We start from the raw sequence: 13,185 nt of genomic DNA, 5'->3' as shown, positions 1-13,185 counted from the left end.
GCGCTCCGAGTCGCCCTGACGCAAACGCATCAGGGCCTGGCGGTACTCGTGCATCTCGATACTCCTGCGGGCCACCGGCTTTCTCCTGCCAAACCCGGCAGGGTAGCGATGGACCGCTCAAGGTCGAGACGTCCGTCAGAGTGAGACTGGCTCCATTACGCCGATCCGGCGCTGGCGCCTATGTGCCGATCCGTGGGTGGCTCCATTACGCCGATCACGGAGTGGCTCCAATGTGCCGGTCACAAGGTGGCTCCATTGTGCCGATCATCAACTGGCTCCAATGTGCCGGTCGGTGACAATGAAGCCCTTGCTGGCGTCGATCATGAAGACGCCCTTGCGGGCGGCAGCATTTTCCTTGTCCAGCACCAGGATGCAGGCGGGGATGCCGGTTCCGTAGAAGAGGTTGGCCGGCAGGCCGATGATGCCCTTCAGGATGCCGGAGCGGACCAGCTTCTCGCGGATAACGGCCTCGGCATTGCCCCGAAAGAGCACGCCGTGGGGCAGGATGCAGGCCGCCTTGCCGGTCTTCTTCATCGATCGGACGATGTGCAGCAGGTAGGCGTAGTCACCCTGCTTGGCCGGTGGCTCGCCCCAGGTGAAGCGCTGGTAGAGGTCTTCGGACGGGGTCAGGCCGGTGCTCCACGCCTTGTCAGAAAACGGTGGATTGGCGACCACGTAGTCGTAGGTGCGAAGCTGCTCGCCGTCCTTGAACTTGGGCGCCGCCAGCGTGTTGCCGGGCAGGATGCTGGCGGTCGGGAAGTCGTGCAGGATCATGTTCATCCGCGCGAGGCCGGCGGTGGTCACATCCTTCTCCTGGCCCTCCAGCGTGATGGACTTGCCCGCGGCGGCGGCCACCTTCAGCAGCAGCGACCCGGAGCCGCAGGTCGGGTCGTAGGCGGTGGTGGAGGCCTTGGTGTTGTCCGGCCCGATCCCGATCACCTTGGCGATGACGCGGCTGACCTCGGACGGGGTGTAGAACTGGCCCTTGCTCTTGCCGCTCTCGCTGGCGAAGTGGCGCATCAGGTATTCGTAGGCGTCGCCCAGGATGTCGTCGTGCTCGGCACGGTTCTGGGAGAAGTCGAGCTCCGGCTTCTGGAAGATACCGATCAGGTTGGTCAGGCGCTCAACCATCTCCGGGCCCTGCCCGAGCTTGTTCGGGTCGTTGAAGTCCGGGAAGTCGCTCTTCGACAGGCGGCTGTTGGCGTTGACCAGCGGAGCGATGATCTGCGTGTTGATCTTGTCGCCGATGTCGCTCTTGCCTTTGAGGGCGATCATGTCCTTGAAGCTGGCGCCCTTCGGGATGATCACCGGAGGAGCGAAGGCGTCGCTGTCGGCGTACTTGTCCGTGATGTACTTGATGAACAGCATGAACAGGACGTAGTCCTTGTACTGGCTAGCGTCCATGCCGCCGCGCAGTTCATCACAGGAAGCCCAAAGGGACGAGTAGAGGTCGGATTTCTTGATGGCCATGGGGTCGTTGCGTGTCTGCTTGCTCTGAGGCGTGAGGGCGCGACTTTACCGCAAGGGCGTCGTCTTTCGCGGGCCGTGGGTTTTGTTCAAAGCGGTTGCTTGATGGTGTACGCGGCGTCGAAAGGGCCGGTGTGGGGGCTGTGGTGCCTGATCCATGCAGGTTCGTGCTGACGCCCGTCCGTGTAAGGCGAGGGTTACTTTAGGTGCCTTTACTCGTAAAATGATTCTATGGAAGCTCAGCGCATCACATTGGCACTCGATGACCATTCGGGGGGTTTTGAAACCACCCCGGATCGTGTTCGCCTAGCGGATCTGGCACGCTTTTCCGACGATGTGCAGATTTTCCTGCGGGGGGAGACTAGAGAGATCGATACGCAGAGTCTGGAGGTAGCTGTCCGCAAAGGTTCGCTCGCCATCCAGACCGCGCCCATCCCGATGGCGCCCCAGCTTTTCGCCGACCTTCAGGCGTTGCTAAAAGGCGAGTTGCTTGACGGCGTTGACGCCAAGCGTAAGGAGGTGATGGAACGCTGGCAGAAGGCGGCCCGTCAGACCCGTGGCCTTGCCTACAGGATTTCAGCCCCCTTCATGCAACGCCCGGTGGTGGTCAATGCAGACTCCGATTACCGCGGGGATGATGCGGACCAATGGGTTCAGGTCGAGCGTTATATTCGGGGTGAGATTCAGGATCTGGGCGGCAGTACAAAAGCCAATGCACATGTCCGGCTGCCCGATGGCTCCACGCTGAGAGTCACCACGGACAAAAGTTTGCTCCGAGAAGACAAGGTCAACCGCCTTTACAAGACGGCCATGCTCCGAGTTAAGGCTGAATTCAACGTTCTGACCCGTCAGCTACGCAATGCTCAGTTGCTGGAGTTTGTGGAGTACGTCGATCAGATCGATGAGGCCAGCTTGGCACGCCTCACGCGCCGCGGCGAGAGCGCCTGGAAGGATGTGAGCAATCCCACGATGTGGGTGGATGAACTGCGGGGAGGGGAGCATTGAATAGCGCCCTGCTGGACACCAGTTTCCTCATCACGCTGGCTGACCCTTCCAGGCCACACCATGCTGCAGCCCACCAGTATTTCCGTGAATGCGTACACCGTCAGATACCGATGTATCTATCCACGATCGTCATTTCGGAGTTTCAGGTCAAACAAGCCATCAACGACCTGCCGTTAAGAAATCTGGTCGTGCTGCCTTTTAATGTCGATCACGCCATGCGTTGCGGTTTTCTAGTTCGGCAGCTGTCGCGCGACCCCACCGATGATCGTGTGCGCGTAAAAGATGATTTCAAGCTCATCGCTCAGTGCGACTGTGAGGGGATCAGTCACCTGTTGAGTGAAGATGAAAGCACATTGGTCAAGTACCTTGCCCGCTCCCAGGCCCCTGGCCAGCTCGCTACCCAATCAGTGCTTCTGAAGCATGGCTTCGACGTTTCATGGTTTGAAAACGGGCAGTTCAGATTGCCAGATTAGCGGTGTAGCCATGCTCTGGTTGGATGGAGTGTGACCGAACCCTACCTACCTCCGACCAGATATCGACACAGACAACAAAAATGCCAACCGCTGATGGTTGGCTTTTTTTGCAGATCAACGACCTACCGGAATCCAGTGTGGAGCGGGCGATGGGAATCGAACCCACTGCTCCCTTTCAACGTTCCAGAGAGGGCTATATCCAGAGATCCACATTCGCATTGTTTGAAAACAGCTCAGCGTCTCGGATGTACCGCTGTAGCATCAAGTCTGATGTGTGCCCCGTCTGAGCTCTGATGCGAGTCGTTGCTGCTCCGCTTTGCGCCGCAGCGGTGACGAACCCCGCCCGTAGGCTATGCCCCGACAGCCGGGAGGCGTCAATGCCGGCTTCGGTGGCTCGTTGCTTGATGATGAGCGATACGGACTGGCCGCTAAGCCGACTGAGCATGACGTGGTCGAAGCGGCTCACTGACCGAAAGAGCGCACCTGATGTGATCCCCGCAGCCTTCAACCAGTTCTCGAGATGCTGTACCGGGCAGTACCGAGTTCTCTGCCGGTTCCCCTCGGCCCTGATACGAGGTATGGCTACGAGTCGCCCGCGCTGATCCTGATCTGTCTTGCTGCGCCTGATGTTTGCGATGACGCCTTGCTCGCAGAACTGTAGGTCCTCAACGTTGAGCGCGACGAGTTCCGAGCGCCGCATTGCAGAAGCGAAGCCGAACAGAAGAAGTGCTGCATCCCGCTTGCCGCGCATCCCCTTCAGTTTGCGCACCATTTTTACCAAGTCCTCGTATTTGAGAGCTGCAGCCTGCTTAACTGCTGTGCCTACAGTGCGTCGGATACCCTTGAGTGTGGCGCGTACAAGCAACGCATCTGTGGGGTTTGCATGTCCTTGTGCCGTATGTGCATGTCCGATCGCCACGAGTCGTCTAGAAAGCGTTGAGTTTGAGAGCTTTCGTGCGTGATCTGCGATATAGCGCGCAATCATGGCTGGTTGAGCGGGTATTGTGCCGCCCCATGACTCGAAATGCGCTAAATCCGCGCGATACGCCCGCTTTGTGTTCTCTGAAAACGCAGAGGTCAGATATTGCCGGATTTCAGCATCAAGCTCGTCGTCTCCCATAAGCGCGAGAAGTGCATTGTTTGAGAATACGTCATTCTGTTCAATGTGCGCTTTGCGCCGAGTGTTGCTGTTGTTGTTACGTGTGTTCATGATTGCACGCTCTATTCAATCGTTACGTATTTCGCGCAGGTGATCAACAGATGGTCGTAATCGTGCGCTGTTGCTTCTTCGATAAACTGATCAGCAAGCTCGGGTTTATCGCTTTGCAAAATCGCACGGCGTACGAGGCCGAGAATTAGGAACGCGTTGCCGTCTTTGCATGAGAGCCCTACGACTGCGTTTGTGAGCGGTTCTGCGTCAAAGAATTCGTTGTCTTTCATTATGTTCTTTCAATGCGCTTATGAGCGAAGTCAGTACTCGCAAGTCAATTTGCTAATGACTGTTATCGCTAGTTAGCGCAAAAGTAGTGATCATCGTTGATGCGCTCAGTGCGCATTTGTTCGATGACGTGTTCGACGCATCTCGGGGCGCAAACTCGAGAATTCGCATAAATCCGGCTGAAGCTCAGAGGAAGCGATATATCGCTATCTCACATATGGCCTTCCGAATTTATGCGAATTCTCGAGTTTGCGCCCCGGAGAGCGTCATCTCAGTAATTGAACGAATGCGTGTTTAGCGCAAGCAAACGGATGTTCGGAGCGTGCTCAGTATTCAGACGGCAGTAGCAGCGTCGTTACGCTTCGATCTGCTTCAGTGATGATCCAGAGCCGTTCTGCTTGAGTGCCGAGCGGATAGCTAGAAAGAATGCGAAAGCCGTGTTGAACAGCTTCGCGATTTGCAGTGACATCATCTGGGTGGATATCGCCCCAGTCACCCGCTTGATGACGTTGCAGAAGTGCGAAAGCGTTCGTTGCGCTGCGATCAAGAAGATCAAGCGCGCCGTGAGTGGCAACAACTTGACCGAGTGGGAAGAGCGACTTCGGACGGTTCGAGTTTGAGAATTCAAAGTTCATGATGAGTCGAGGCTCCTTTTCAAAAGGCGAGCGAAAGCAGACAAAGGCGCGAAAGCGCGTTTGTCGATCTGAGGTGAGAACGGGGACTGGTTACTGCAGGAGAGGGCGGATCTACATCGGCACAGGATGTGCTGAAGCTTTACTACTTGGAAGGGGGCGTAAGGTGCGTTTGATGGAAGCGGTTAGTAGCTGAGTACGAAACCGATTCCCTGGGTAGCGTTTCCGCGTTTCAGTTTGCACTCCTCTATCAAGCCATTTAGAAGCTCATCGGGCGAAAGCTGTTTCTTTCCGAAGAGTTTGGCTCCGCGGCTGACGGTCGTGAAGTCGCCTGGGGTGAGCGTCGTCAGCGTATCAAGGACACCGCGAAATCGAGTGTTTTCTGATACGCCGAGTTTCTGAGGGATGTAACGAAGGAAGAGGCGCCAACGCTGCTCGGGCTTCAGGTAGTCAAACTTGATCTTGAGCACGAATCGGCGCATCGCTGCGCTGTCGAGCGAGGTCATTGCGTTTGTCGAGCAGATGAAGAGCCCGTCGAACTGTTCCATCTGAACAAGGAGTTCGTTGACTGCAGTGACATCCCAGTGCTGTTTTGCACCTTGCCGTGCGCTTAGAAAGCTGTCTGCCTCGTCAAGCAGGAGGAGGGCGCTGGTGTCGGCCGCGTGGGCAAACATCTTGGCAATCCGGGCTTCGGTCTCGCCAACGTAGGGGCTCAGAATGTCCGATGCACGCTTGGCGTGGATCGGCATCCCGAGTTCCGATGCGAGATGGTGGGCCAGGACTGTCTTTCCGGTGCCGGGCGGGCCATAAAAGCACATTGCGCCGCGACAAGAGGTTTGATCGCTGCGTAGCGCCGGGATGAGTGCGCTGACGTCATGACTTGTGTTCAAGAATTCAAGCGAGTACGTTTCTGCGCCCGTGCGGGCTTGTACGCGCTTCTGATCGAGCAGAGACATACTGCGCTCTATGACTTGCTCTGCGATGTCGTGACGTGCTGTTTTGTCGTCGCAACCGACTACGTGGAGAACCTTCGCAAGCTTGCTGATCTGTGCCGCACTCAGCTCGTCTTGCTGGGCGAGGTGTTCAAGGAATGTGGGCGGTAGTCGATGCTTCTGCAGGTGACGTTTAGCGATGCGGCGGCGAACTTGAATCGGGGGAATGGCGAGTTCTATCGAGTAGTCAAAGCGGCGCAGGTAGGCTTTGTCGACGTGGCTGATCTCGTTGGCAATCCAGATCGTTGGGACCGGGTTGGTCTCGAGGAGACGATTGATGAAGAGCTTTCCCGGCCATTTTTGAGCCGCAACACTCGATGGACTGACCATGTCTGGATCGGGAAACACATCTTCAATCTCATCAAACAAGATCAGTGCCGTGGTGCATTGAAGGAAACGTTGGGAAAGCCGGAAGTACGACAGGCGATCTGAGCCGGAGATCGAGTCTTCGCTATCGTTGCATGCTCGAACTTGATACAGCGGCGTTTTGATCACGCTGGCGAGCCAGCGGGCGTATTCTGTCTTGCCCGTTCCAGGCGGCCCGTAGATCAGCACATTGATTCCGGTAACGCCTTGTTGAATCCCCTCTGTCAAGTAGGTGTGCAGGAGGTCTGTCTCGGCACTCAGGTGCTCGAAGTCATGAGCGCGCAGCGTGGGTTTGGGGCTTGGCTCAAGCACAACTTTCATCAGCGACTCGATGCTATCTGCTTCGCTGAGCAGTGCATCTTTGATTCCTCGCGGAATCTTGACATTCACGCCGATTCTTTCCGGGCGAAGCTCTTGTGCTAACAAGCCCGTCGCGAACAGGGTGCTACTCGACTGAACGTACGCGTTGATTATCTCTCGCTCTATAGAGAGTGCAGCTGACATGAGCCGCACGAGTGCGTCTTTGTCCATAATCACTATGCTTGACAATAGGTCTGCTAGCACAAAATGATGATCCACCAACACAAAGAACGTCAGGATCGCTTCTTCGATGTCTGTCAGGCTGAGCAGTCTCCCGAGCATACGGATGTTGCGTTGTAAACGCGGCGTGCGCTTTTCCGTCATGGTGTTGAGCTGGGGCAGTTGCACTTTCAGTAATTGAAGCGCCTTGGCCTTTGGGATGTTACCTTCGCTGGGCGATATGCCAACAAGAGCGCGAATCTCTTCTGTATAGAGACTGTCGTTGAATACTCTGATAGGAACAATTTGCTTCTGCAGCATGCGTGCAATGTAAAGCGCAGCGAGAGCATCCGTGTCAGAGACGTGAACGGGCCTCACCGACGCAAAAGTTGCGTTCATAGTGATCTTTCAGAAGAGATGGGGAGCGAGAAGAGGGGCTGCGAGTGAGCGTTGTGCTCTAGAGACCGTCAGAGTCAGAAGACTTTAACAAGTGTATCCAATATAAAATACTTGACTGTTTTTGTCAAGTATTGTGTCGGATTGCTTATGGTGTTATTGACAAGTCTATGTATTAAGTCGCTGCGTTCCTCTATTCGATTGACTGTATTGTTTTCGTTATGTTAGTTTGGTTATGTCTATAGCGAAAGGAGCACGAATGAGTACTGTTGACGAACTGAAGGACAAGCTTGCCAAGCTTAACGAGCAGCTTGCTATGCTGACTGCTGAAAAGGTTCAAGTTGAGGCTGAGTTGAAAGAGGCCGAACGTTCTCTTAAGCAAGCTGCGATGAATGAAATTATCGAGAAAGTGAAGGCTCTTGGTCTTGATATGAGCGAGATCGCTGAAAGTCTAGGTTTGGTAGCCGCCGAGCCGAAGAGAAGAAAAGCTCGTGCAGAGAAGGAGACGATTGAAAAAAAGGGGAAGGGTGTGCCCAAGTATCGCAGCTCTGTTGACGCATCCTTGACATGGACGGGTAAGGGACGCAAGCCTGCGTGGATTCAAACTTATCTGAATAACGGCGGTGATCTAGATGCTTGGTTGATTAAAGATTAAGTAAATACATTGCATAGGAAGATGTATGCCCATCCTGGCCAAGGTTTTCCGTCTACGGAGATCAGAGGCTGTGGATGGGGGTAAGTGCCGTCTAGTTTTTTTGCGAATTGCTGTCACTGACAGGCACAATAAAGCCACCGATGATCGGCAGATAGGAGCCAGTTTGAATCGTCTCTGACGGATGTCTTCAGTGGTTCAAGACTGGGTTTTTCAGGGTGTTGGCAAGAGCCGATTTGGCGTTGTTTGGCCCATCAAACCGGAGCGCGCAATCTCGCGCTCCGAGTCGCCCTGACGCAAACGCATCAGGACCTGGCGGTAATCGTGCATCTAGATACTCCTGCGGGCAACCGGCTTGCTCCTGCCAAGCCTGGCAGGGTAGCGGTGGGCCGCGAAAGGTCGAGACGGCCGTCAGAGTGAAACGGACTCCACTACGCCGATCCGGCGCTGGCGCGTATGTGCCGATCCGTGGGTGGCTCCATTGTGCCGATCATCAACTGGCTCCAATGTGCCGGTCGGTGACACGGCTGAAGCAGTCGATCACCTGCGCCAGCGTGACCCAGCCGTCACGGCCCGCCCAGACACGGCACAGATCCGTCGCCTAGCGTTCGTTCGGTTGAGATGCCCGCGAACGCCGCGCCTCGATCCGGGGCCGAAACCCAACCGGACGCTTCCGCACTTGCCAGCCACGCAGCTGAAACACCCGCTGCACCATGTTCTTGTTGAACCCCAGCAGGTGGGCCACCGTCCGGTAGCCAAAGGACGGGTTGTCCTCAATTATTGCCTTGATCGGTTCGGTGGTTTGAAATACCTTCTGAGCGCCTCGATATATCTTATTCTTTATCGTTCATTTGATTTAATAATCAATTGGTTGAGATGTTTATGGTTTGGGAGTCCGCGTTTATCTGGACGTCTTTCTCACCGTGCAAAGTCGAGGGGCGCCAAAATAGTAAGTACTTGGCCTGTGAAGTAGTTCACCCCAATTTGGGAAGTCTGATTCGGCATGATGGCCTTAATTATTTTTCCTGGAAGCCGATGTAGCTATAGTCACAACAACATAAATGTCATCATGGCTTCGATGAAGAAAGTTTTATGCGGGCTCAGCCTTTCTGTTCTTTTGACCGGCTGTGGTACCGTCTATAATCCGTGCTGCAATTCCGTTCAGGATTTGCGTCCGGCGGTAATGTCGTCGCGCAAACTGACCGCAGTCGGTTACGGAGCTGTGGGAGGAAGTAACTCCCAGTACACTCTGGGTCAGCAAAAATTGCTTGCAATGCGTGCCGCCAGAGTGGACGCCTATAGAAATCTAGCCGAGCAAGTTTACGGTTTTTACATCGCGGGGAATACGTCTGTATCGGCGTTTGCGACTCAAAACGACAGTATTCGCACGTATGTTGACGCATTTATACGTGGTGCCCGAGTCGTAAGCTTGACTCCTGTGGCCGACGGTAATTATGAAGCTACTGTGGAGCTGGATCTGACCCCGGCATTTTTTTATTGTGTATCTAATAACACAGCTTTTTGTGGTGCTCCTGCTAGGCTATCCGATGCAACCTGTGGTGTAAACGGATGTGTCCAGCCGAGTGCTTACTACTATTCAACGTACTGAATTTGAAAGAGGATGCGTTTTTCCTGCTATGCGGCTGCAGTGCTTTGCTTTTTAATTCAGTCAAGTATTCAAGCTGAAACGGTGATTGGAGAAGGCTTTGCACCTATAGAGCCTGGGCATCAGAATTCTGCTCGTGAAGAGGCCCTACGCAGTGCGTTGGCTGATGCGGCACGACAAGGTGTCGTAAAGATCGATGCGCGCACTGGTACAACGTCTCAAGGGATACAGAATTTTGATGAGGTTGTACTCAGCTCCAGGCTGCGAATAGAACACCACAAGATTTTGCAAGAGAGCGCGGAGGATGGAGTCTATAGGGTTCGTTTAGAGGCCCAACTCGGAGATGTTCAAGGTGGTACGGCGCAGGCATGTACCCAGGGGCATGTTCGCCGTTTGTTGCTGGCAGGATTTCCGTTGCTTCGACCTGAGCAGATATTGATTCAGGAAATGAACGGTTATGCCCAGCTAACTGCAAGTGAAGTGGCTCGCCGTTTTCCGGAAAAGCCTGCGATTCTAGTCGATTACCAAGGCGATTTGATGATTAACCCGCTGGTTCCAGAGAGGGTTGCCGATAATGCTAGTGCCGATCTCCAGGGCGCGCGCTTGGTACGCGAGGCTGCTCGGCACCATAGAGCGCAGTACGTATTAGCAGGCCGTTTCCTTTCGCTCGCTTTAGCTGCTGACGAGAAAAGTCGAGAAATAGTCCTGGATGTCTTGATTTTAGATGCTTCTACTGGCTTTTGTGTTGCTCGCCGTCGCTTCCATCGTACGGCATACGGTAACGTAAAAGTTCCGAGTAGCATTATTTTTGGCAGTGCAGCGCATTATGCGACGGATTTTGGTAAGGCTTATGCTTATGTGCTAGATGAAGTGATTCGTTGGGCAGAGGTGACCGCAAGTTGCCTGCCATTCTCAGCGCGGATTATCCGTCGTGGGCAGAATTTAGCTTACCTTGACGCTGGTGCGGAGCAGGGGCTGAGTGTTGGAGATATATTCTCAGTATTCAGGTCTGATAATAAGCCGGTTACTACTTTGAGTGGTGAGGTCCTTGGCTACGAGAAACGCTCCTTAGGAGAAGTTGTAATAACGACTGTTTATCCGCGCTTTGCTATCGGCCGTTTGAAATCTCCTGGAGGCGGGGTGCAGCTTGAGGTAGGAGATGAATTGCACGAGCACTGAAGTCGATCATTTTTTAGGCAAGAAAATGCGTGATTTTTCCATGGGCGGTTTTTTGGCTTTTCTGTGTGTTGCTTAATTAAAAGGAATGTTTGTGAAAACAAAAGCTGTTTTGCTGATTTTTGTTTCCGCGTTTGCTGCAGTTTTAGCCGGCTGCACAAAAGAGCCTCCTAAATGCTCCGATGAGAGTACTTTTGCGTTGGTGCGCCAGATTATCGCAGAGCAACTGGGTGGGCGCGAAGGGGTTACTGATAAAGAGCTCGAAGAAAATCTGAAGATTGAATTGCCGCGTGCAAGTGCATTTGATGAAAAAATTAAGAAATTTAGTTGTTCGGCAAAATTGGTTGCAGGTGGAACTATTCAGCTTCCGATAACATACGAATCGCAGCTTGATGATAAAGATGAGCATATTGTCTCTGTGGGTGGTATATCTAGAATCGATTTGTATCAGCTGAAGATTGCTGTTTCTAATAGTATAAATGGTGCTCGAGAGGAGAAGAGGGGCGAGCTTTCTCAGGGCCATGAAACTGAGCGGCCGCAAAAAAATATCTCCGCGATTTCTGGGTATTGGAGGGGGGCGTTGGAGGGTGATGGAGAGATGAGTATAAAGCCTGCGGCAGGAGGATTTAATGTTGATTTGAACGTGAGTAGTCCGTCTGGATGTGCAGGTGCAATAGAGGGGGTTGGATCAGTGGTCAATAATGTTCTGACGCTTATTAAAAAGGAGGGTGATCAAGTATGTACTGTTACCATAAGATTTGAAGGTGAGGCTGCGGAAATAGACGAGGATAATTGCTCTTATTATCATGGGGCTGCGTGCGGTTTTTCTGGGGTGTTAAATAGAAAGAATCAAGACTAATTTTGAGCGGTATTCTGTTCTTCTGCTGCGCGCGGTGGAGCGTTTTGTAAAAGAGAACGTCGGGGCGGTAGAGTTCAAGTGTGAAATTTAACGCAATACATCTCTGTTTGCATTCTTTGAGAACAGCTCAGCATCTCGGAGCCAGTAAGCACGCCGTAGCCTGAGCGACAGGTAGGCAGAAAATTTCGGTCCGATACAGTACTCGAGACCAACGGCCATTAAGGCCGAGATGCAGTCGCTGGGTCGGGGATTTCATCCTTTGTCTGACGGGATCTGGCCCCGATTTACCAGAAATCTCCAAAATCAAACGAAAGCTGCCGATGGTGTCGAATCGATAGTAGATAAATCGTCGCCTCTGTGATGGTGTAGAGCACAAGATAGTGACTCAAGACGTACTCACGGATGTCTGAGCTACTACCGAGCCCGTTAAGCTGTGTGCGAAGTTTTTCAACCCGGCTCATGGCTTCAACGGATAGCGCAGGGCGATCAAGAAACGGCCGGCCCATCTTAGGGAAGCTCTCAAGGTTCGGGATGACGGCATCAGCCAGTTCATCAAGAAGCAGATCGAATGCACTCGTCGCTTCGGTCTTGTCGAGGAAGCGTTCGATGTCGTCTAGATTGCGCTCAAAGTTTCTGGTGAGTTTGACTGCGTGTTGCTCGGTCGGCATCGGTCAGCCGCTCGTCTTGACTGCTCTGCGACGCTTGATTGCTTGCAGAGCAGTCGTGGCATCTGCAACGCGACCCGCTGCGATGTCGTCAAGTCCTTTGCCTGCTTCGTCGAGTAACTGAAGGTGGATGTGAGCCCGCTCGAGGCGGTGGTAGTGATCGAGTCGCTGAGCGTCGATCAGAGCGACGTAGCTCTCGCCGTTCTTGGTGATGATCTTCTCTGCGCCAGCTTTAACCTGGTCGGCCAGCTCCGACAGGTTGGCCCGGGCTTGGGAGAGCGGTATCACGTCATTGACTGAGAAAGCCATGGTAGGCTCCAACTAAGTAAGATGTACAAAATATAGTACATAATTTTGTGCCTTCAACCTTGCTGTCAAGGCCGTTCAGAGGGTGCTTGCCGTCGGGTGTGGGAACTGACGCAGCCTGTCTTCGTTCGCCCTGCTGCCCTTGCCTTGTTGCGAGAGGCCATGTAAGCGAGACACTGTGGACACGTCGTAGGTGCTCAATCGATAATCAGCACGAAGCTCTTGAGCGCACAGCGTTTTCGTGCGCTAGCGCCGCAGCAGAGCGTGTCAGCGGGCGCTCAGCGAATGTGTGTAGCTGGATGTGTAGCTGCCGAGAGTTGACTTTAAAAATACATATAAAAAACAATAGCTTATGTTGTTTTTCAATATTACTTTCTGCAATCTGTGAGCGAAGCTGCCAAGCCCCCCCTCGTTGTCAAATGTCCAACCTGCGCCAAGGAAGTTGTCTGGGGGCCGGAGAATCCTCAGCGCCCGTTCTGCTCGGAGCGCTGCCGCCAGATCGACCTGGGAGCGTGGGCTTCCGGTGTCTATCGGGTTGAAGGGGAGTCTCCCCTCGACAACGACGCGGACCCTCTCAGCCCTGCCCGACCTCCTGGCTCCTCCCGCCATTAGAGCGCGTTGGAGCGTTTTGGG

General features: G+C 53.8%; 14 protein-coding genes. 7 read left to right on the top strand and 7 right to left on the bottom strand.

Translation table 11 applies throughout. The features are described from left to right. Positions 1-267 precede the first annotated feature (267 nt). Positions 268-1,470, bottom strand: a complete 1,203-nt coding sequence (locus tag HHL15_RS14145; RefSeq protein ID WP_206198761.1) for a type I restriction-modification system subunit M — start codon at positions 1,468-1,470, stop codon at positions 268-270. Between the two features lie 228 nt (positions 1,471-1,698). Here HHL15_RS14145 and HHL15_RS14140 point away from each other — a divergent pair, with 228 nt between their 5' ends. Next, positions 1,699-2,472 (top strand): hypothetical protein, encoded by a 774-nt coding sequence (locus HHL15_RS14140; RefSeq protein WP_169146427.1) that lies wholly within the window; start codon positions 1,699-1,701, stop codon positions 2,470-2,472. After that, positions 2,469-2,945 (top strand): type II toxin-antitoxin system VapC family toxin, encoded by a 477-nt coding sequence (locus HHL15_RS14135; protein WP_169146426.1) that lies wholly within the window; start codon positions 2,469-2,471, stop codon positions 2,943-2,945. The genes HHL15_RS14140 and HHL15_RS14135 overlap by 4 nt, the downstream gene beginning before the upstream one ends. Positions 2,946-3,138: 193 nt before the next feature. On the opposite strand, the gene HHL15_RS14130 is transcribed toward HHL15_RS14135, so the two are convergent. The 4 genes from HHL15_RS14130 to HHL15_RS14115 all read right to left on the bottom strand — a co-directional run bounded on the left by HHL15_RS14130 (position 3,139) and on the right by HHL15_RS14115 (position 7,213). Further along, a complete protein-coding gene (locus HHL15_RS14130) occupies positions 3,139-4,155 on the bottom strand; it encodes a site-specific integrase (RefSeq protein ID WP_235943394.1) in 1,017 nt (338 codons plus the stop codon). Positions 4,156-4,166: 11 nt separating this feature from the next. After that, positions 4,167-4,385, bottom strand: coding sequence for a hypothetical protein (locus HHL15_RS14125; RefSeq protein ID WP_169146286.1), 219 nt, complete (start codon positions 4,383-4,385; stop codon positions 4,167-4,169). Between the two features lie 324 nt (positions 4,386-4,709). After that, a complete protein-coding gene (locus HHL15_RS14120) occupies positions 4,710-5,018 on the bottom strand; it encodes a hypothetical protein (RefSeq protein WP_169146425.1) in 309 nt (102 codons plus the stop codon). A gap of 182 nt (positions 5,019-5,200) precedes the next feature. Continuing rightward, positions 5,201-7,213, bottom strand: coding sequence for an AAA family ATPase (locus tag HHL15_RS14115; RefSeq protein ID WP_169146424.1), 2,013 nt, complete (start codon positions 7,211-7,213; stop codon positions 5,201-5,203). Between the two features lie 334 nt (positions 7,214-7,547). Here HHL15_RS14115 and HHL15_RS14110 point away from each other — a divergent pair, with 334 nt between their 5' ends. From HHL15_RS14110 to HHL15_RS14095, 4 genes are all read left to right on the top strand, one after another. After that, positions 7,548-7,943 carry an H-NS histone family protein gene (locus HHL15_RS14110; RefSeq protein ID WP_169146423.1) on the top strand — a complete coding sequence of 132 codons (396 nt, stop codon included), beginning with the start codon at positions 7,548-7,550 and terminating at the stop codon, positions 7,941-7,943. Positions 7,944-8,943: 1,000 nt separating this feature from the next. Continuing rightward, positions 8,944-9,549: an LPP20 family lipoprotein gene (locus tag HHL15_RS27015; RefSeq protein WP_408065729.1), complete on the top strand. Its 606-nt coding sequence runs from the start codon at positions 8,944-8,946 to the stop codon at positions 9,547-9,549. Positions 9,550-9,561: 12 nt separating this feature from the next. Then, positions 9,562-10,725, top strand: coding sequence for a flagellar assembly protein T N-terminal domain-containing protein (locus tag HHL15_RS14100; RefSeq protein ID WP_169146421.1), 1,164 nt, complete (start codon positions 9,562-9,564; stop codon positions 10,723-10,725). Between the two features lie 91 nt (positions 10,726-10,816). After that, positions 10,817-11,581, top strand: a complete 765-nt coding sequence (locus tag HHL15_RS14095; RefSeq protein ID WP_169146420.1) for a hypothetical protein — start codon at positions 10,817-10,819, stop codon at positions 11,579-11,581. Between the two features lie 284 nt (positions 11,582-11,865). Here HHL15_RS14095 and HHL15_RS14090 read toward each other — a convergent pair whose 3' ends face one another. Beyond that, a complete protein-coding gene (locus tag HHL15_RS14090) occupies positions 11,866-12,249 on the bottom strand; it encodes a type II toxin-antitoxin system RelE/ParE family toxin (RefSeq protein WP_169146419.1) in 384 nt (127 codons plus the stop codon). 3 nt (positions 12,250-12,252) lie between these two features. Then, positions 12,253-12,555: a type II toxin-antitoxin system Phd/YefM family antitoxin gene (locus tag HHL15_RS14085; protein WP_169146418.1), complete on the bottom strand. Its 303-nt coding sequence runs from the start codon at positions 12,553-12,555 to the stop codon at positions 12,253-12,255. Between the two features lie 381 nt (positions 12,556-12,936). On the opposite strand from HHL15_RS14085, the gene HHL15_RS14080 reads away from it, so the two are divergent. Continuing rightward, positions 12,937-13,164 carry a DNA gyrase inhibitor YacG gene (locus HHL15_RS14080; RefSeq protein ID WP_169146417.1) on the top strand — a complete coding sequence of 76 codons (228 nt, stop codon included), beginning with the start codon at positions 12,937-12,939 and terminating at the stop codon, positions 13,162-13,164. Positions 13,165-13,185 lie beyond the last annotated feature (21 nt).

The organism is Zoogloea dura (genome assembly GCF_012927165.1).
Classification (GTDB): Bacteria; Pseudomonadota; Gammaproteobacteria; order Burkholderiales; family Rhodocyclaceae; genus Zoogloea; species Zoogloea dura.
This window is presented reverse-complemented; position numbering and strand designations above follow the sequence as displayed.